Origin of the sequence: Paenibacillus hemerocallicola (assembly GCF_006265175.1) — a bacterium.
Classification (GTDB): Bacteria; Bacillota; Bacilli; order Paenibacillales; family NBRC-103111; genus Paenibacillus_AB; species Paenibacillus_AB hemerocallicola.
Window position 1 is genome coordinate 70429 of the sequence record NZ_VDCQ01000008.1, and the last position, 18605, is coordinate 89033.

18 protein-coding genes are annotated in these 18605 nt (G+C 56.5%); 11 read left to right on the forward strand and 7 right to left on the reverse strand.

What is annotated here, in order from left to right; genetic code table 11:
* Positions 1 to 54: 54 nt before the first annotated feature.
* The gene (locus tag FE784_RS07945) at positions 55 to 1089 is read right to left on the reverse strand and encodes a DUF4871 domain-containing protein (protein WP_139601608.1); all 1035 of its coding nucleotides are present in this window, start codon (positions 1087 to 1089) and stop codon (positions 55 to 57) included.
* Complete coding sequence (locus FE784_RS07950) at positions 1086 to 1628, reverse strand: RNA polymerase sigma factor (RefSeq protein WP_342779080.1); 543 nt, start codon at positions 1626 to 1628, stop codon at positions 1086 to 1088. Before FE784_RS07950 ends, FE784_RS07945 begins: the two co-directional genes overlap by 4 nt.
* Positions 1629 to 1757: 129 nt before the next feature.
* Between FE784_RS07950 and FE784_RS07955 the strand changes: the two genes are divergently transcribed.
* Both FE784_RS07955 and FE784_RS07960 read left to right on the forward strand, forming a co-directional pair.
* Positions 1758 to 2684, forward strand: coding sequence for a S66 peptidase family protein (locus FE784_RS07955; RefSeq protein ID WP_139601609.1), 927 nt, complete (start codon positions 1758 to 1760; stop codon positions 2682 to 2684).
* A gap of 91 nt (positions 2685 to 2775) precedes the next feature.
* Entirely contained in the window at positions 2776 to 3609 is an 834-nt protein-coding gene (locus tag FE784_RS07960; RefSeq protein WP_176706044.1) for a M23 family metallopeptidase, read from the forward strand.
* A gap of 97 nt (positions 3610 to 3706) precedes the next feature.
* Here the strand turns inward: FE784_RS07960 and FE784_RS07965 are convergent, their stop codons facing one another.
* Positions 3707 to 4210: a ferritin gene (locus tag FE784_RS07965; RefSeq protein ID WP_139601611.1), complete on the reverse strand. Its 504-nt coding sequence runs from the start codon at positions 4208 to 4210 to the stop codon at positions 3707 to 3709.
* 222 nt (positions 4211 to 4432) lie between these two features.
* Between FE784_RS07965 and FE784_RS07970 the strand changes: the two genes are divergently transcribed.
* Genes FE784_RS07970 through FE784_RS07980 form a run of 3 tightly spaced genes read left to right on the forward strand, consistent with a single transcriptional unit; the run spans position 4433 to position 7110 of the window.
* On the forward strand, positions 4433 to 5518 hold the full coding sequence (locus tag FE784_RS07970; protein WP_246131942.1) for an ABC transporter substrate-binding protein: 1086 nt from the start codon (positions 4433 to 4435) through the stop codon (positions 5516 to 5518).
* Between the two features lie 27 nt (positions 5519 to 5545).
* Positions 5546 to 6364 (forward strand): ABC transporter permease, encoded by an 819-nt coding sequence (locus tag FE784_RS07975; RefSeq protein WP_246131943.1) that lies wholly within the window; start codon positions 5546 to 5548, stop codon positions 6362 to 6364.
* Entirely contained in the window at positions 6364 to 7110 is a 747-nt protein-coding gene (locus FE784_RS07980; RefSeq protein WP_139601612.1) for an ABC transporter ATP-binding protein, read from the forward strand. Before FE784_RS07975 ends, FE784_RS07980 begins: the two co-directional genes overlap by 1 nt.
* Before the next feature lie 60 nt (positions 7111 to 7170).
* Here FE784_RS07980 and FE784_RS07985 read toward each other — a convergent pair whose 3' ends face one another.
* Positions 7171 to 8025: a helix-turn-helix transcriptional regulator gene (locus FE784_RS07985; protein WP_218103757.1), complete on the reverse strand. Its 855-nt coding sequence runs from the start codon at positions 8023 to 8025 to the stop codon at positions 7171 to 7173.
* A 173-nt stretch (positions 8026 to 8198) separates the two neighbouring features.
* Between FE784_RS07985 and FE784_RS07990 the strand changes: the two genes are divergently transcribed.
* Positions 8199 to 9614, forward strand: coding sequence for an ABC transporter substrate-binding protein (locus FE784_RS07990; RefSeq protein WP_139601614.1), 1416 nt, complete (start codon positions 8199 to 8201; stop codon positions 9612 to 9614).
* Between the two features lie 46 nt (positions 9615 to 9660).
* On the opposite strand, the gene FE784_RS07995 is transcribed toward FE784_RS07990, so the two are convergent.
* The gene (locus FE784_RS07995; RefSeq protein ID WP_139601615.1) at positions 9661 to 10026 is read right to left on the reverse strand and encodes a hypothetical protein; all 366 of its coding nucleotides are present in this window, start codon (positions 10024 to 10026) and stop codon (positions 9661 to 9663) included.
* A 204-nt stretch (positions 10027 to 10230) separates the two neighbouring features.
* Here FE784_RS07995 and FE784_RS08000 point away from each other — a divergent pair, with 204 nt between their 5' ends.
* From FE784_RS08000 to FE784_RS08015, 4 genes are all read left to right on the forward strand, one after another.
* Positions 10231 to 10974 carry an EcsC family protein gene (locus tag FE784_RS08000; RefSeq protein WP_139601705.1) on the forward strand — a complete coding sequence of 248 codons (744 nt, stop codon included), beginning with the start codon at positions 10231 to 10233 and terminating at the stop codon, positions 10972 to 10974.
* An 83-nt stretch (positions 10975 to 11057) separates the two neighbouring features.
* Positions 11058 to 11636 carry a thymidine kinase gene (locus tag FE784_RS08005; protein WP_139601616.1) on the forward strand — a complete coding sequence of 193 codons (579 nt, stop codon included), beginning with the start codon at positions 11058 to 11060 and terminating at the stop codon, positions 11634 to 11636.
* Positions 11637 to 11667: 31 nt separating this feature from the next.
* A complete protein-coding gene (locus FE784_RS08010; protein WP_139601617.1) occupies positions 11668 to 12546 on the forward strand; it encodes an AraC family transcriptional regulator in 879 nt (292 codons plus the stop codon).
* Between the two features lie 30 nt (positions 12547 to 12576).
* Positions 12577 to 13062 (forward strand): DinB family protein, encoded by a 486-nt coding sequence (locus tag FE784_RS08015; protein WP_139601618.1) that lies wholly within the window; start codon positions 12577 to 12579, stop codon positions 13060 to 13062.
* Here the strand turns inward: FE784_RS08015 and FE784_RS08020 are convergent.
* Positions 13059 to 14600, reverse strand: a complete 1542-nt coding sequence (locus FE784_RS08020; RefSeq protein WP_139601619.1) for a glycoside hydrolase family 3 protein — start codon at positions 14598 to 14600, stop codon at positions 13059 to 13061. The two genes, FE784_RS08015 and FE784_RS08020, sit on opposite strands and share 4 nt — an antisense overlap.
* A gap of 36 nt (positions 14601 to 14636) precedes the next feature.
* Positions 14637 to 16115, reverse strand: coding sequence for an extracellular solute-binding protein (locus tag FE784_RS08025; RefSeq protein ID WP_139601620.1), 1479 nt, complete (start codon positions 16113 to 16115; stop codon positions 14637 to 14639).
* An 809-nt stretch (positions 16116 to 16924) separates the two neighbouring features.
* On the opposite strand from FE784_RS08025, the gene FE784_RS08030 reads away from it, so the two are divergent.
* The gene (locus FE784_RS08030) at positions 16925 to 18577 is read left to right on the forward strand and encodes a stalk domain-containing protein (protein WP_139601621.1); all 1653 of its coding nucleotides are present in this window, start codon (positions 16925 to 16927) and stop codon (positions 18575 to 18577) included.
* Positions 18578 to 18605: the final 28 nt, after the last annotated feature.

Consider the following 18605-nt stretch of genomic DNA (forward strand, 5'->3'; position numbering starts at 1 on the left):
ACAGCAGAGCCGATCCGGTAGAAGTCCGGAATCGATCGCAACATTAGCAGCCGGCTACTTCACGTTCACCACTATGCTGCCCCAAAGCGTGCCGTCGACGAAAGCCATGAGACGCCACATGCCCGGCTCGGGCAGCGCCATCATGGAAGGAATCGCGGCATCCGCACCGTTCAAGGGAGTGCCTGGCCGTTCGGCGGCAAATACATTCTCGATCCGGTCGGAGCCCTGGCGTACCGCTTCGATCTTCAACGCGCCGGCCAACTGTTCTTCCCTGCCCCAGAAATGCCACATATACTTGTTCGGCTTTCCCGCCCTAAAGCCGGCATCGATAAGCCCGAGACGCCCTTTCACGCCCCTAAGCTCGTACGCGCCGCTCTTGAACGTCGGGCCGATCTCCCATGAAGCGTCGGGAACGTCAAATACGACATCGGCATACCGTTCCCCGTCCAAATAAACGACGAACGTCCATACTCCTTGCAGCGGCAAGCCGAAACGGGTAGCAATGCGGGTCATCTCGCCGCTCGCTTGCTCGCCTGCGGCCTTGTAGCCGTAGGCGGCTCCGACTGCGGAAATTTTCGTTTCCGCCAGCTCGGAGAGCCGGTATCCGCTTTCGCGATGCACCCCCTCTATCCGGATGGTACGGTCCTTCAGCTGGTCGAATGGAGCATACAAATTCCACCAGCAGCCGGCAGGCGATCCGGCGGCATAATCGCCTCCAGGAACAGCCTCCAATATTTTGACGTTATTGTCGGTGTAAAGGTTTCGTGTATTCCATTCCTTGCCATTCCCTTTTTCGTTACCGGTTGCCGCCGCCCCGATACCATCCCCTCCCTTCGCAGAGCGGTCACCCGTCCCGTATATGTCCGGCCAGTCCATGATCCAGGCGATCGCGAGCATCGATAAGATGCCGGCCAGCGAGAGCGCCGCTCCCGCAGACATCTTCTTCCTTGTGCGCCGAATCCCGCCGCCCGCGGACAGACGTCCGACGACTCGCTCCCCCGCCTCCCCGCTCATCCCGCTCTCGGGATAAGGCGATTGCTTCAATTCCCGATACCAATCCGGCTTGTCGCTCCGCCCAGCCTCCGTCATTCGCCCTCATCCTCCTTCAGCTTCCGTTCGACCTTCGCTCTGGCCCGGTGAAGCCGCGATTTGACCGTTCCCTCCGATATGCCGAGCAGGTCCGCCATTTCTTTGTAAGATAGCTCATAATGCGCATCCAGCACGATCACCTCGCGGTATTTGCCGGGGAGTCCGAGCACGATCTCCCACACATCCCGCTCGGCCTGGCGGTCCATCGCCGCGTGCTCCGCGGAACGGTGCGAGCCGGAAGGCACGAACAAGCCGGCCAGCATCACCTTGCGCACGAACGCGGATCGCAAATAATTGAGCGCGGTACGGCGCGTTATGCGGAGCAGCCACGTCTTGACCGAGCATTCCCCGCGAAAGGACGGCAAATGCCGGTAAGCTTTCCAGAACACGTCCTGCGCGATATCGTCGGCCGCCTCTCTGCGTTTGGTCAGGAAGCAGGCGTACTTCCATACGTCTTCCCCATACGTTTGCATCAGATCGTTCAACAGCGCTTCCGGATCGCCGCTTTGCACGACATGCCGCATATAGTCATGGCTCAACCTGCATTCACCTCTACCCAAATAGACACCGCATCGGCCGCAAAGTTCCATCGCCGGTGAAAGTTCTATTGCTCCTCGTGCCGGCATATAGTAGCAAAATGAAAATCGAACGCATTGGGGGACACGGCCATGGCAGTCAGGCCGCCGATTTTGAGGCAAGGCGATACGATAGGAATCGTGACGCTCGGCTCCCCGCTCGAAGAAAGCACGATCCGAACAGGAGTGACCACGCTGCAAAAGCTCGGGTTTAAAGTCGTGCTGGGCCGCCACGTATACGACTCTACCGGCTTTTTGGCCGGAAGCGACAGGGAGCGCGCGGAAGACTTGATGAATATGTTCCGCAACCGGAACGTCAGAATGATATTGCCGACACGGGGCGGGGTCGGCGTGGCCGGCATTTTGCCCTACCTCGATTTCGCCGTCATTTCGGACAATCCGAAAATCGTATCGGGCTACAGCGATATTACGGTGCTCCTTAACGCGTTGTACCAATACGCCGATTTGATCAGCTTCCAAAGCCTGATGCTGCTCAATTTCAATACCTCAACGCCTGCCTACGACTACAACCAATTTTTTACTGCCACCTCGACGATCACCTCGACGAGAGTGATCGAGAATCCTCCGGGCATGCCGCTTGCAAGTCTGGTTGCCGGGAATGTGACGGGGCCGCTCGTCGGCGGCAACCTGACCTCGTTCACGGATGCAATCGGCACGCCGTTCGACATTCCTACGCGGGGGCGGATCATTGTCCTCGAGGAAACCCACGAGCCGATCAACAAAGTATACCGGATGCTGAACCGGCTGAGGCTGTCCGGGAAATTGAACGATTGCCTCGGCATCGTCATGGGGGAATGCACGAACTGTCCGCCCGCTTACGGCGAGACGTACCGGGACCTCATCCAAGACGTGCTTGTTCCGATAGGAAAACCGTTAATGGCGGGACTGGCAACCGCCCATGGCAGGTTCAAAGCGGCCGTCCCGATCGGAGCGAGAATAAATTTGAACACGGTCCAAAACACGCTGACCGTGCTGGAGCCGACCGTATCGGTCGTTTGATCCGAAGCGATTGGCAATACTTACTACTATAAAAAGATGCCGGCCTTCTTATAAGATGGAGTTATCTGTCCTATAAGGAGTGACCAGCTTAGTGAAGAAAACGTTCAGTCTTTTCACCTGCGCGCTGCTCGGGCTATCGCTTATCGGCTCGACGGTCCACGCGGCCCCCTATACCGTCAAGCAAGGGGACACACTGTGGAAAATTGCAACCGCTAACAGCATAACCGTCCAGCAGTTGACGAACCTTAATCCGTCCGTCGCCTCGATGCTTTATCCGGGTCAAGTCATTCAAATTCCCGACGATCCGAATACTTATTACGTGCAGCCAAACGATACGTTTTGGAAAATTTCCGTCAAATTCGGCATTACTACATCTTCTTTAATCCAAGCGAACCCGCATATCGCCAACCCGAACATACTGAATGTGGGCGACAAGCTCCATATCCCGGTCAGACCGGCCAATTACCGGAACGGGACGTTTCCGCTAAAGCCGGGTACTTATCAGCCCTATACGAACAATTATGCGGAAGTCCGCACATGGTCGCCCAGCGGCGAGGAAATAAGAGCGCACGAAGGCGTCGATATATTCGCGGCGAAAGGAACGCCCGTGTACAGCGTCCTTGACGGAACGATCGTCAACTACGGCTGGAACCAATACGGGGGATGGCGCCTGACCGTCAAGGTAGACGATTCCACAACGTTTTATTATGCTCACCTCTCCGGTTACGCCCAAGGCATGAAAATGGGCGGCACCGTGAAGAAAGGGCAATTGATCGGCTATGTCGGCAATACGGGATACGGGCCGGAAGGAACGGAAGGGATGTTCGATACCCATCTTCACTTCGGCATATACAAAACGAACGTATCGCCGTGGAAAACGGTCGATCCTTACGCTTACTTGAACTGGTGGGAGCTGCAGCAGTAGCCTCGGCCGTTCGGACCGCAAACAATGCCAAAGGGGAAGAAGCTTTGCTCGCTGACGAGCAAAGCTTCTTCCCCTTTTTCCCGCAACGTCCTGCCGTCTATGCTTCCGGCGTAAACGTGCGCTTCGCCAGCTCCGCGTCCAGCATATAAAACGCGTTGCTGTCGTTATCGATCCGGCGCAGCTTCTGGATGATGCTGTCGAAGGTCGCTTCTTCCTCGACCTGCTCGTCGATGAACCATTTCAGGAAGTTGATCGTCGCATGCTCACGTTCGTTCCAGGCCACGTCGGACAAATCGTAAATGCGTTTCGTCACGGTTTGCTCATGCTCGTAAGCTTGCTCGAAAGCGTCGAGCAGCGAGCCGTACTCGTTGGACGGATCTTTCATGCCGCTGACGATCGCGCGTCTGCCGAGCGTATTGATAAAGTGGAAAATTTTCATCGCATGAAACTTTTCTTCCTCGGCCTGCACGATGAAGAAGTTGGCAAACCCGTCGAAGCTTTCAGCCGAGCAATAAGCGGCCATAGCCAAGTAAACTTGGGAAGAATAAAATTCGTAGTTCATCTGGTCGTTCAGCTTGTCCAACAATGCCGGACTCAACATATCGGTCCATCTCCTCTTGTTTGTTGTTTTGCAATCGTTATTGCTTCCCATTATATAGGGAAAAGAAGTGTCGTTTCAAATCGCTGCCGGACACCTTTCCCTGCTCGCCTCCCCTTTGGCTGCGAAGATGGCGAAAATTGTTCTTGACGGAACAGCAGTAAATTTTTATAATAAAACCTATTAAAATAGTAGGAATTGAAGAACGAAGGGGATATCGAAACGATGGATCAACCAAACAAAAGAAACGCCAAGCCCGCTCGTTTTTGGGCCATTTTGGCCATCGCGGCCATGATGCTGTTCGTTACCGCATGCGGCGGCGCAAAGCAAGGCGCGGAAGGCAACAAGACGCAAGGCGCCGGCGGGCAAGCGGCCGACCCGAAGAAGGAAGTCAAATCGCTGACCGTAGGTTATTTGAACGTAATGGACGATGCGCAAGCGATGCTCGCCTTTGATGCCAAGCTGTACGAGAAGCATGGACTCAACGTCAAAATGCAGCCGTTCGAGAGCGGCACCGACCTGATCAAAGCAATGGTCGGCAATCAAGTGGACGCAGGCGTGCTCGGATTTACGAACGCGGTCACCTGGGCTTCCAAAGGAGCCGGCCTGAAAGTGGTAGGCGGCGCCCAGCTCGGCTTTCACAGCATCCTCGTCCGCAACGACAGCGGCATTAAAACGATCGAAGACCTGAAGGGCAAAAAGCTGGCCTCGCAAAAACAAGGCAGCACCGCCGATATCGTCTTGAACGGCGTTACGCTGGCGCAAGCGAAGCTGACCAACAAAGATTTGCAGATGGTATATGCCGAACCGGCTCAAGCGATTCAATCCCTGGCCGGCGGCGCGGTTGACGCGGCTTTCGTGTTCGAGCCTTACTCGCGCATGGCCCAGCTGACTTCCCCGGTTACGCAAATTTATGAAATCGGCAAAGTATGGCCGTTCCCTTGCATGGTCGTCATTACGACTGACGACGTGCTGAAGAAAGACCGCGATGCCGTCAACCGGATGCTCGACGCGCAGAAGGAAGCAATCGGCATGCTGCAGAAGGATCCGCAAAAATCGGCCGAATTCATTACGAAGCGCTTCATCGAAGGCGAATCGTTCAAAACGCAAAACGGCGAAGTGAAAGCGACGACCGTCATCAAGGAATCGATCCAATCGCAAACGTTCAACTGGGAAATCACTCCGGATCAAATTAAACGGATGCAGGAAATCTCCGACATTATGATTGCCCAAAAAGCTCTGGACAAACCGGTCAAAGTGGAAGACATTCTCGATTTGACTTGGCAAAAAGAGCAGCAAGCCAAAAAATAAGCTACCGACAGTAAGGAGACTCGCCCGGTGAACTCGACAACCGATAAACCGAACCGGTCCACGAAATCGAAAATCAGGTCCATACGCAAGGTGCTGCCTTATCTCGCTGCGATAGGCAGCCTTCTTGCCGTATGGCAGATCTATTCGTGGATATTGAACAAACCGTTTCTGCTCCCCGGCGTGCCCGAAGTGCTCGGAAGGCTCGTCCGCAGCTTCTCCGACGCCGACTTCATGAACGGCGTGAAAGACAGTCTGGTCCGTCTGGCGCTGGGCTACCCGCTCGCCTGTGCGCTCGGAGCCATTCTCGGCTTGCTGGCCGGGGTTTCCCGCAGCTTTGCCGTCTATTTGCGCGGGCTTATTTCGATTCTTCAATCCATACCGCCGATAACGTGGGTACCCTTCTTCGTGATCCTGCTTGGTTACGGCAACGCGACGATTGTTACCGTCATTACGATCGCCAGCTTCTTCCCTATGGCGCTGTCCGTGCTGAACGCCACCGAGGGCGTCAACAGGACGCATCTGGAGCTGGCCAAGGTGTTCGGCGCTTCGAAGCGTCAGCAATTGATCAAAGTATTCGCGCCGGAATCGTTTCCGTCCTTCATTACCGGCGCCCAAGTCGCCTTCGGCAACGCCTGGCGCTCTCTGATCGCGGCGGAAATGGTCGGCGGGGCCACGTCCGGTCTCGGGTATTACTCGAGCTGGCGGGGCGAAGTCGCCGATATGGCCGGCGTCATGCTGAGCATTGTCGTGATCGGCACGATCGCCTCCATCATTGACAATTTCGTATTGGAGAAGCTGAAGCGCAGACTGCTTCGTTACCGCTACGTAATGGGAGGCGATCAATAATGCAAACCATCCGGATCGAACACGTAACGAAGCGATTCGGTCAGCTAGAAGTGCTGTCCGATATCGATTTCACGATCGAGAAGGGCGAATTCGCCGCCATCGTCGGACCGTCCGGCTGCGGCAAAAGCACCGTGCTCCGCATGATCGCGGGACTCGAGACCGCGAGCGACGGCAAGGTGCTCGCCAACGGCAATCCGATCGGCAAGCCCGACCCGCAGCGGGTGCTCATCTTTCAGGAGCATGCCCTGTACCCGTGGCGCACCGTGGAGGAGAACGTGGGCTTCGGACTCGAGCTGGCCAAGGTCCCGGCCAAGGAACGCCGCGAACGCGTCGGCGAAGTGCTCGACAAGGTCGGCTTAAGCGGCTTTCAGAACTATTACCCGGCCCAATTGTCCGGCGGCATGAAGCAGCGGGCCTCGATCGCCCGCGCGCTCGTCATGAACCCCGAAGTATTGCTGCTCGACGAGCCGTACGGGGCGCTGGACGCGATTACCCGGCTGACGATGCAGAACGAACTGATCAAGCTGTGGCGCGGTTCGGGGAAAACGGTGCTGCTCATCACCCACGACATCGACGAGGCTGTTTATTTGGCCGACACGATCTATGTCATGAGCCCCCGTCCCGGGCGGATTATTAGCAAGGTCCATGCGGACATGCCGAGACCCCGCAACCGGAACAGCGCGGAATTCGTCAAGCTGCGCGAGCAGATTATGGGCCACTTGGACATCGGCACCTACACCATTTGATCGTGAAACAGCAAGCCCAACCGACAGCCCCTTTAAGGAGGCCCCGGTTGGGCTTTTTTTTCAATGATAGCGGTATTGCTTCGGGGTCATGCCCATTCGTTTTTTGAAAATGCTGCAGAAGTAGTTGAAGTTGGGCCAGCCCGATTTCTCGCCGATTTCCTGGACGGAGCCGGTAGTCGTCTTCAGCAGAATGCAAGCCTGCTTCATGCGCCGGTCGGTCAAAAATTCGATTATCGTCTTCCCCGTCGCTTTGCGGAACAGCTGCGAGATATGGTTCGGCGACAAATGGACCGCTTGGGCCAGCGCCTCCAGTTGGAAATCTTGGTCGTAATTTTCGTTGATCCATACCATCATCTTCGCCACGGCGGGGACGGAATCCAACGCCCGGGGCTTCGATACGGTATCCGTTTTCCACAGCGGATGCAAATAATGGAGCAATGAAACGAGGAACAACGCGTTGTCCTCCATCCGATTGCGCAGCGGATGGCGCTCCAGCCGCTCGTAATTTTCCTGAAGAAACCGCTCGAGCCTCTCCGGATGGGGAACGTGCACGACCTGCGCGCTGGACGGATCGTTGCACAGATGCTGATGGAACTGATGCAGCGAAGGAAACGCTTTCAAATACTCCGAGAAAAACATCGGCTCGTACTTCATCAGCGACCGTACGTAAGGCTGGTCCGAGCTTATATCCATTTGCAAAAAGTGAGGCTGGTAAGGCTTAATAAACAGCAGGGTGCCCGGTCCGATGTCGTGCACGGATTGTTCGACGATGAGCCGTCCTGCGCCGGCATGAACGAAAATGATCTCGATACCGGGATGGAAATGGAACAGCTGCTTGAAATTGCGGGAAACGTCATAGAACATGTCGAGCTTGATCGGGCTGCGTTCCAAATAAGAGCAATGTTCGAATATCAACATAGTTCCTCCTATGGACACGTAAGTAATTTACTGACATTTTACCATAACGAATCGCAACTTTCATTCATTCGATTGTGTTACTCTCGGAGTAAGCGGGTGCCGGCACAGACAAAGGTAAAAGCGCTTACAGGGAATTCCGGGTCGCACTCAAATGACGGGGAGGTTGCGGAATGGCGAATAAAAGGGGTATCGGCAGGAAAGCAAGCCCGAGCATGGAGACGGGGGACGGAGCGGTCATATACGGGACTACAGATAACCCGAAGTCATCGGGACACAGGATGAAGAAGCTGGCAGCGGTCAGCCTGCTCGCGGCGCTCGTATCGGCCTGCTCGGGAAACAGCCCGGGAAGCGGAACGGGCAAGACCGAAGGAGAGAGCAAACCGGCCGAGAAGAGCAAGGAGCCGGTAGAGCTTACGTTTTACTCGGAATCGGGAGACTTCGACGCCGACGGCTTCACGAAGATGTTCGGCAATAAAATCAAAGAGAAATTCCCTCACGTTACGCCGAGATTCATTCCCCGGGTGACCGGCACCTCGATGGAGAAGCTGATCACTTCCGGGGAAACGCTGGACATCGTCTACTTGTCGAGCGGCCAGACGAACTTTCTGACGGACGTTCAATTGCAGTACGACATCTCCGAGCTGATCAAGACGAACAAATACGATCTCGGACGGCTGGAGCCGACTACGGTCGATATTCAGAGAATGCTCGCAAGCGGCGGCATTTACGGCTTGCCGGTGTTCAACAATACGATTACGACGTTCTATAACAAAGATTTGTTCGATAAGTTCGGAGTGCCTTACCCGAAGGATGGCATGACCTGGGACGACGTCTACGATCTGTCCAGGAAAATGGCCCGGACGGACGGCAACGTCAAATATCAAGGCTTCACGCTCTCGATGTCGCACAATATGCTCGTCAACCAGTTGTCCATTCCGTATACGGATAAGCAGAACAAGGTGCCGTTCGCGACAGACGAGTTCAAGAAGCTGTTCGACATGTGGACGCGGTTTTACCATCTTCCCGGCAATGAGGTCGACAGCAAGACGGTAAGCTATTCTGTCCAAGTGAACAAGTTCGATCAGGAAAAGACGATAGCCATCTACCTCGGTCTGGCCGCGCTCGGCCCGGCAAGGTTCAAGGACAATTTCAACTGGGACGTCGTCTCGTTCCCCGAATGGAAAGACAAACCGGGCATCGGACCGCAGCCTTACCCGACTTACTTCTACATTACGAAAATGAGCAAAAAGAAGGAAGCGGCGTTCGAAGTCGTCTCCTACTTGACCTCGGACGAATTCCAGCGTCATTTGGCCCGCAACGGACTGTTCCCGGCATTGAAAAGCCGTGACGCGATGAAGGAGTTCGGACAGGATATTCCTTATTTGAAGACTAAAAATTTCAACAGCTTCCTGCCGGCCAAATTCGCTTCTCCGTCCACGCCTTCGGACTTCGTATCGATCGGCGCCAAACATTTGACGACCGCGTTCAACGCCGTCTCCTTAAAAACGAAAGATATCAATACGGCTCTTCGCGAGGCGGAGGAAGCGGCCAACAAAGAAATACAGACGAAGCTGTCGGGCAATTGACGCGATCAAACTAAATAAAGCTCAACCGGCGTTGGTCCGGTTGAGCTTATTTTCTGAACAGCGACCTTTTTTTGTCCCGCTTGTACGTCTCCATCCGCGACAGCGTCACCGGGGCTTCCTTGACAGCCGGCTGAGAAGTCGGCACGGACACAGCCGGATCCTTCCAGCCTTCCGACAGCTCCGGCGCAGCCAATGCCGCGGCAGACTGCCTCACCGACAACTGATCCTCCAGAAAGACGATCCGCTTCATCGTCTCGGCCAGGACCGCCTCCAAACGTTCTACGCGGCGCTCCAGCTCCTTAGCCCTGTCGTCGGACGTCTTATTGGCGGCAGAAGCCTCTTCCGGCCCTTTTGCTTGCTTGGGAGAAAGCAGCAGGCTAAGCTCTTCATTCGTCAGTAAATGGGTGTGCAACGCCTATTCCCCCTTGTTGTCCGCATTCCTCATAAGTATAGTTTCATCCGCCCGCCATGAAAAGTCAATACCTTTTTTTCCCACCTCCATTCCGATAATTGGGTGAGACCGATCCGTTTGTGCTGCGTATGGGATAACATAGAGAATGAAACCCGATCCGATCCCGATCCCGATCGGAATGAAAGCGAGGCTTGACCCATGACCATGAACGCCTATGAAGATTCGATTCGCTTTAGGCTCGCCGAGTGGGAGCGTCGGCTGCTGAAGCCTCCCGGACTGTTGGAGCGTACGTCCAAAACGGTACAAACGAAAATCAATGAGAAAATTCCCGCGAAAGTGCACGCCGCCCTTACTTCCGCCGTCAAAGGAATATTCCATACGGTGCTGTTCACGCTCGATTACGTTCCGAAAGGACTTCCGCAAGCCGGGCTGACGCTGCAGGAACGGGACGAAAAAGCCGCGGCGCTCGTCAATACGTACAAAAAAATCGCCGCAGCCGAAGGAGCGGGGACCGGCGCCGGGGGCTTCGCCCTCGGACTCGTCGATTTTCCCGCGCTGATCGCGATCAAGATGAAATGCTTGTTCGAGCTCGCCCATCTGTACGGCTATTCGACCCGCGATTACCGGGAACGGCTATTCCTGCTGTATGTGTTCCAGCTCGCGTTCTCGGGCCGGGACCACAAGACGGGGGTGTATCGCACCATACAGAGCTGGGATGCCACAGCCGAGCTGTATCCTCCCGGAGAGCTCGCGCTGCAGACGATCGAGTGGGAGAAGCTGCAGCAGGAATACCGCGATGCCATCGATTTCCGCAAAATGCTGCAGCTCGTACCCGGCATAGGGGCTATTGTAGGCGCTTGGGCCAATTACGGCCTTCTGGAGGAATTGGGCGAAGCGGCTATCAACTCATTCCGGCTCAGGCTGCTCGGCGCTCCCGGAGGAGCATAGCGGGCTCATTCCCCCTACCGTTCCAAGCCGATTTCCGTTATGCTGGTTATTACGACTATACGACAGAGAGGATTGCGGACATCTTGGCGAAACTGTATTTCCGGTACGGAGCGATGAACAGCGGCAAATCGATCGAAGTGCTTCGCACCGCCCACAACTACGAAGAACAAGGCAAGCAGGCGCTGCTTTTCACTCCGGCTATCGACGACCGGTATGGCGTTGGCGCCATCACCTCGCGGATCGGCATACGGAAGGAAGCGGTTATCGTGACCGCAAAGCTCGACATGTTCAAAATAGCGGAACGGGAACGGCCGGATTGCATCCTGGTCGACGAAGCCCAGTTTTTGAACGAGAATCAGGTCAAGGCGCTATGCGATATCGTGGACGAGTTGAATATCCCGGTCATAGCGTACGGCCTGAGAGCCGATTTTCAAGGCAAGCTGTTCGAGGGCAGCTACCATCTGATGGCGCTTGCGGACAAAATCGAGGAAGTGAAGACGGTATGCTGGCGCTGCGAGCGCAAAGCGACGATGAATATGCGCTGCAAGGACGGAATTCCCGTCTTCGAGGGCGAACAAATCATGATCGGCGGCAACGAAAGCTATTTGCCGGTATGCCGCAAATGCTACGGGCAAGCCCGCAAAGAAGCGCAGCACGGGTAAATCCGTCTTCCGGGTGAAAGGAGGATCGCCGATGCCGGAACTTTATCCTTTATACCGACCGACGCAGCCCCGGGACGCCGGCAGAGCCGCGGCGTCTTACCTGGAGGCGCCGCCCTCTCCGCCGCTCTCCCCTTATATCGTCTGCTTCTGGGGCATGGAGCAGCGTCCCGGCAGCGGCTCGGGAACCGGCCATAGAGTCGTGCCGGACGGCTGCATGGACATGCTGTTCGAGTGGCTTCCGGACGGGCGGATCGTGCGGAGCTCGCTGTGCGGAGCGTTCGGGACGCCCTTCGACGCATTGTCTTCATGCAGGCGCGTCCGTTATTTCGGCATCCGTTTTTTTCCCGGAGGTCTTTATCGGTTGCTGCGCATTCCCGCCGCCGAATTTACGGACCGGCTGCTTCCGCTGGAAGACATCTCGGGAACCGCTTCTTCGGAGCTTGCAGAAAGGCTTTCCCGCTGCCGTTCGTTCGAGGAACAGACCGCAATCGCCGAGCGGCACCTGTTGAACATGGCCGGATCGCTCCAGCCGCTCGATTGCGACCCGAGCTTCGGCAATGCCCTGTACGAGCTGCTCCGTTCGGGAGGATCGATGCCGGTGTCCGAGCTGTCCGCTCGCGGCGGCATCAGCGAACGGCAACTTCACCGTTTGTTCGTCAAATGGACAGGCCTCGGCCCGAAGCCGTTCGGCCGTATCGTCCGGTTTCAAACGATATTGGCTTCCGTAAGCAGGGGCTCCGATGACAGCGATTGGGCAGATACTGCCGCCGCCTTCGGCTATGCGGATCAAGCGCATTTCATCCGCGACTTCAAATCGCTATACGGGCAACCGCCGACGGAAGCGGTTCGGGCGATGCGGGGACATGTCCGAAATGTTCAATACGATCGCGGGGGAAACCGGATATATTAGTACTATTCGATACGAAAGCGAGTGTTGAACATGTCACAAGTATCCGCCGTCCGCGATCATTTGCTGCACGAGTTGGAGCATGGCGTCGTCACGACGCGACGCCTGCTGGAGCTCGTCAAGCCGGAGCAATGGGATTACCGTCCGCGCGACAATATGCGCACGTTGCTCGAGCTGGCGCATCATCTCGTCACGATTCCGGCGAGCGATCTGGTCATTATGCAGGAAAAAGAAATGGAGGATGTCCGCAAGGCCGAGGCCGTCGTAGACGGCGTTCGCGATCCGATGCAGCTCGCGGCCGCGATGGAACGGCTGTTCGGAGAGCTAAAAACTTACTTCGAATCGCTGGATGATGACGCCTTCTTGAACAAGGAGACGAAGGCGTTCTACAAGGAAGAGCCCACCGCGCAAGCGAAGTGGCTGATCGAGACGACAACCCACGTCTATCATCACCGCTCCCAGCTGTACAGCTATTTGAAGCAGCTAGGCCACGACATTCAGTTTTTCATTTTGTATTAATACGAACCGAACAGCTTCTCGGCCGCGGCCTGCTGCAAGGAAGGCGCGCGATCGTACAACAGCAATGCCGGAACGTCGGGAGTATGCTCCAAGTCGTAAGACGATCCGAAATGCACCAAAACGATATCTCCCGGATGCTCGGCCGCAGCCTTGTTCAGCGCCTGCAGCACATCGGCGTCCATCCGCTTGTTATGCGTCAACGCTACGATTACCGGCCCTGACGGCGTGCCGCCTTCGAGGCTGGCCTTTACGTCCGCGTAAGAGTCCAGCTTCCTCTCTGCCGTCAGGATGCCGGTCTCCCGGACCAGCTCCGCGAACCGCTCCACCTGCCGGTCCCATAGAAGCGTCCAGCGCCGAGGCTCCTCTATTCCGCTCCCCTTCAACGGCGCGAACCCGTTTACGCCGAGCGCCGCCTTGCGGGCCAACCGAGCGCTGACCGCTTCCGACTCCTGCCTGTTCACCGCATGACTGTCGAATTCCCGGATACGGAACGTCTCGGGAAGCAGTCTGTATTTCGCCTTCATGCTCATGACCCGCTCGACCGATTGCACGATTCGTTCCGCAGTCAGCTCTCCGCTGCGGACGGCCGTCAGCACCGCCTCAACCATCGGCCCCGCCTCCTCGACATTGCGGGCATGGGCGAGCAAAATATCCGCTCCGGCCTTCAGCGCCAGTACGCAAGCCTCGGCTTGGGTAAATTTCGAGGTGACCCCTTTCATCGACAAGCCGTCGGTAACGATAAGCCCTTCGAACCCGAGCTCCTCGCGGAGCAGCCCGGTCGTCATCTTATAGGACAGCGACGCCGGCATTCCCGAGTCATCGAGCGCAGGCACCGCGATATGACCGACCATGACGGCATCAACGCCGGCTTCGATCGATTTGCGGAACGGAACGAGCTCGAAGCTATCGAGACGCGCCCGGTCGAACGGCAGCACGGGCAGATCGAAGTGGGAGTCCACCTGGGTGTCGCCATGTCCGGGAAAATGTTTGGCCGTCGCGATCATGCCATGGTCCTGATACCCGCGTATGACCGCGCAGCCCATCGCCGACACCTCGTCCCGATCTTCCCCGAACGAATGCGTGCCGATAACCGGATTGAGCGGGTTGTTGTTAATATCGACGACAGGGCTGTAGTTGAAATTGACGCCCATGACCAGCGACTCCTCCGCCGTCACGCGTCCCGATTCGTAGGCCAGCGCTTCGTCCCCGGCCGCGCCTACCGCTTTGTTTTTCGGAAAATGGACCGCTCCGCCGTTCTTCAGCTTGCAGCCCGCCCCCGCCACGAAATCGGCCGAAATAAACAGCGGAATGCCGCTGCCTTCATTCAAGGAAGCGGCCTGCATGTCGGAAGTCAACCAATGCACCTGCTCCGGATGATCGAGACTGCCCATATCGAGGAACATGCCCCCGGCTTTGTAATCGGCGATCATTCGTTTGGCAAAATCGGAAAATTGCAGCCCCGTATTGTAAAACGTAAACAACTGCCCGACTTGCTCCTCAATCGTCATTCGCCGGATTTTCTCCATTATCTCGCTCAATGCTATCGCTCCATTTCCATTCTCGTTGTAGTCCGTTCAAGAATACGGGCCGAACAGCGGCTCCAGCCGTTCGCTCGCCTCCGCTTCATCCTCCAGACGCGACCAGTACCCTTTCAGCTCCTCGCGGATCGCTTCCAGCACACCGGCTCCCAGATTCAAGTCGTCGTACAGCCGGCAGCGCGGCCAGCAGTCCGCGAACGCCCCTTCTCCTTCCGGCCGGTTTCCCAGCAGTCCGTTCCGCAGCGCCAAGGCGCGCGGATGAATCGGAAGAGTGACCGTTTGGCGCCGTATGCGGCTCTGCGCCTTCTCGCCGCATAAATAACGGATCAGCTCTCCCGCCGCTTCGGGGTGCGGGGTATTCCGATTGACGGCGAGCCCCGTCACGAGCAGAAGCGTATCGGATGTCCGCAGAGAAGGCAGAGCCGCGACCCCGTAACGGATTTCGGCGTCGCGCAGCCGGTTCATTCCGTAATAGGTCGTCATGATCATCGAAGCTTTGCCCTCTTTGAACCACCGCTCGATATCGGCGTCGTTTTCCGTCAGCAACGGTTGGGACCGGCGCTGCTGATGGATCAGGTCGCGCGCGACGCGCAGGCTTTCCCACAATGCCGGATCCTCGGAAGCCCGGGTATCGTCCGCCGGCCGAAAGCGGAAGCCGTTCTGCAGCAAAAATACGGGCCAGCGATTGAGCGATTGGATATGTACGGCAAATCCCCATACGTCGAGGCGTCTGGCCAACAATCGGGCATTTTTCAGCAGCGTATACCACGTCCAGCCGTCATTCGGCTCCTCGATGCCGCAAGCCTGCAAATGGTCCCGGTTGTAACAAAGCATGACGGGAGAGAACACGAACGGAGCGGCGGCAGTTCGCCCCGCTCTGTCCCGGAACGGCTTTCCGAGTACCGGATGAATCGTCTCCCCGAACGGCGGCGGCCCCATCAGACCGAGCAGCGGATCGCGATCCTTCAGCTTCAGCGCGTCCCATGCGCTGATCGTAAACGCATCGGCCAACCCGTGCTCGGCATATTCGTACGGAAAGGAAGCGGGCAGCAGTCGGACCCGAATACCGGGATATTCCCGTTCGAAATCCGCTACCAGCGACGATAACATCGTTTCCTCCTCCATTTTCGGATAGTGGGCCAGCCTGATCGTAATCCCGCCTCCCCCGACCGACGCTCCCGATCCGTTCAGATGTTCGGACGTAACGCCGCCGTCATCCCGGACAGAAGCAACGGCTGACATACCGCCGGTCGCATGCTCCGGTCCGATCGATCTCCCCCCGTTGGCCGTCACTTGGTTGCCTACGCGGCGTATTTTGCGGACGAGCCCTTCCTCCACCAGCTCGTCGAGTGCCCGCCTTACGGATTCCTTGCTAAGCTGGAACGCCTTTCCCAACTCCACCTCGGAAGGCAAGTAGTCGCCGGCTTGCAATTGTCCTTCCCTTATTTGGCTCCGTAACTCGTCCAGCAGCAGCCGGATCCGCTCCGTCAATAGATCCCGGGTAGGTCGCACCATAGCCGCAGCCCCTTCCATCTCGGTATTTCATGATTTGTATCATAACATAGGATCGCCTGATAATATAGCCTAGAAATACTTTTGTAGGATAAAAAACCTTTGAATTAACCCCATTTCGAGTATTAACAGCGCATTTATTCGGTTTTAGGCTATAAGCATCAGAATTAAATCGCCTACATATGAATTCCAAGTAACTCTAGGCGATATAATTAAGAAGGAATCGGATTGAACTGGAAAAAAGTTCGTTAGCGTTGCTGAGCGCAGCGATCGCCCTGCCCGATCTGACTTTTTCGGCACCGCGAGCGCAAGCCGAAGAGACGATCGACTATATTCCACTGGAACGGTTGCAAACCCTGGGTTCGAGCAATCCTCGACCTCGCTGCATATCAGCCCAACGGTATGATCAAAGGAGAGCTCGAAGCGGGAGCTCCGCCGCGCGACGGTAATTTGCGGATCGAAGCCGTTTCGCAGAACGGTACTACCGTTGCAGCCCAAACCATCCAAACTTCGGCCCATGATCGGGTTAAACAAGGAGTGCTGTCCTACGACTTTAAATTGAACCTGCCCGCCGATGCCCCGAATCGAATCGCCTATACGCTTACCGGAACGGCAGCTTGTACAGCGCCTCCCCCTGGCTTGACTGCAAGCATTCGGATCAAGACGAGTAGCATCGCCTATACCGGGTACCGGACTGAATATTCTCAGTCCCGGTACCCGTTTTTTCCCCTCTACCGAATGACGGTAATTTCCGCTATGCTGATAGAGACGACTATTTGCCCCGAACTTAGGAACGAAAGAGGGATTGACGCTTGCTGACTTTGAACCGATCTATCAAACCGTTGCTGCTGCTCGCTTTGACGTTTTTCTTATCTTTTTCCAGTCTAACGCTGTCCGGAGACAAAGCGATCGCCTCCTCCTACAGCTCCCGGGGCGCTCCCCAGGAAACCGTCGGCATCACGAAACCGGCCGTCCTCTTTTATTTCAGTACCGATATGCCGAACGCGCCCGACTCCTATTCGATGGTTGTGGACGGCGAGAAGGTGGCCGCTTCTTACGATAAAGCGCTGGAAGCATACGTGTATACGCCGGTCAAAGATTTAGAGCCGGGCGCGCATACCGTACGCATGACCATTACGTATAGCGGCTTCGAGCCGGTCGAGAAGTCATGGTCCTTCGTAGTGGCGAAGGACGCGATCAAGCAATTCGCTTCCCCCACTCTCGATCAGCTGCTGGGACTTGACGCCATCAACGACATCCGGACGCTGCACGGACTTCCGCGAGTCAAATTGAACGAACGGCTCAATGCGAGCGCGACGGCCCACGCGAGCTATTTGGATACGAATAAAGTTCAGCAAAGCGAAGATAGCACGGAAAGCCTCCACTCGGAAAACGCGGACAAGCCCGGCTATACCGGGAAAAACCCGTCAGAGCGCGGCTCCTACTACGGGTACGGCACGAACTTAGGCGAGGATGCCGCCTACAATAGCGGTACGCTCCCGGAAACGATCGACGCCCTATTCGACGCGCCTTATCATCGCACGCCGTTCCTGGACCCGTATATTCAAGAAATCGGCGTCGGCAAGGTTGGCGATTATACGATTATCAAGTTCGGCATGGAAGACGATCCGACCCCGAAGCTCGTGGTCTCGCCGGTTAACGGAGACCGTTACGTGCCGACCTCGTTCGACGGCCATGAGACGCCCGATCCGATCCGCATCCATTCGGGACATGCATACCCGGTCGGATATCCGATCATGGCGCAATATTCCGGCTCCGAGGTGGGGCAGGTCAAGCTGCTGGGGGCCGACCTGACGGACAACGGCGGCAAGTCCGTCGAATTTCTGTACAACACGCCGGCCAATGACGACAGCCTGACGAACGCGGTCATGCTCATCCCGCGCAATCCACTGCAGCCGGACTCGACATACCGTGTCATGATAAGCCTGCAGGCGACGCTGAGCGACGGCAGCAACATTACGGAAGTGAAGGAATGGGAGTTTACGACGGAGCCGATTCCGGGCACCGGCAGGACGAAGCTGCATGAAAGCTCCGCCGATTACATCAAGCGCTTCGTCTCGTCGGCTCCGGTGCCGCGGACCGCGACCTTCGGACTGGACGGCACCACCTATTCGGTCGACGGCGCCAGCTTCCCGATGAGACTGAAGCCGGTTATCGTGGACGGCTCGTCCTACCTGTACATCCGCGACCTCGCCTCGGCGCTCGGAGCAAGCGTCGAGTGGAACGCCGAGCAACGAGCGGCCGTGTACACGAAAGGCAAACAGAAGGTTACGCTGCATACGACGAAAAACGAGGTCGAAGTGAACGGCGTATCCCGCACAACCGACAGCCCGGCTCGGCTGATCGGAGACTTTACGATGGTGCCGGTGCGGCTGCTGGCCGAGGTTCTGGGCGCGAAGGTGATTTATACGGACGCCACGCGTATGGTGAATATTACGTACTAGAACGGTGCCTCGTAGACTGTAAACGCCC

What these genes read in the sequence shown, in the direction of transcription:
- FE784_RS08015 (WP_139601618.1), top strand. Translation starts at nt 12,577, where the DNA reads ATGTCACAAGTATCCGCCGTCCGCGATCATTTGCTGCACGAGTTGGAG.
- FE784_RS08025 (WP_139601620.1), bottom strand. Translation starts at nt 16,115, where the DNA reads ATGGTGCGACCTACCCGGGATCTATTGACGGAGCGGATCCGGCTGCTG.
- FE784_RS07980 (WP_139601612.1), top strand. Translation starts at nt 6,364, where the DNA reads ATGCAAACCATCCGGATCGAACACGTAACGAAGCGATTCGGTCAGCTA.
- FE784_RS07955 (WP_139601609.1), top strand. Translation starts at nt 1,758, where the DNA reads ATGGCAGTCAGGCCGCCGATTTTGAGGCAAGGCGATACGATAGGAATC.
- FE784_RS07945 (WP_139601608.1), bottom strand. Translation starts at nt 1,089, where the DNA reads ATGACGGAGGCTGGGCGGAGCGACAAGCCGGATTGGTATCGGGAATTG.
- FE784_RS07970 (WP_246131942.1), top strand. Translation starts at nt 4,433, where the DNA reads ATGGATCAACCAAACAAAAGAAACGCCAAGCCCGCTCGTTTTTGGGCC.
- FE784_RS08010 (WP_139601617.1), top strand. Translation starts at nt 11,668, where the DNA reads ATGCCGGAACTTTATCCTTTATACCGACCGACGCAGCCCCGGGACGCC.
- FE784_RS07965 (WP_139601611.1), bottom strand. Translation starts at nt 4,210, where the DNA reads ATGTTGAGTCCGGCATTGTTGGACAAGCTGAACGACCAGATGAACTAC.
- FE784_RS08000 (WP_139601705.1), top strand. Translation starts at nt 10,231, where the DNA reads ATGAACGCCTATGAAGATTCGATTCGCTTTAGGCTCGCCGAGTGGGAG.
- FE784_RS07990 (WP_139601614.1), top strand. Translation starts at nt 8,199, where the DNA reads ATGGCGAATAAAAGGGGTATCGGCAGGAAAGCAAGCCCGAGCATGGAG.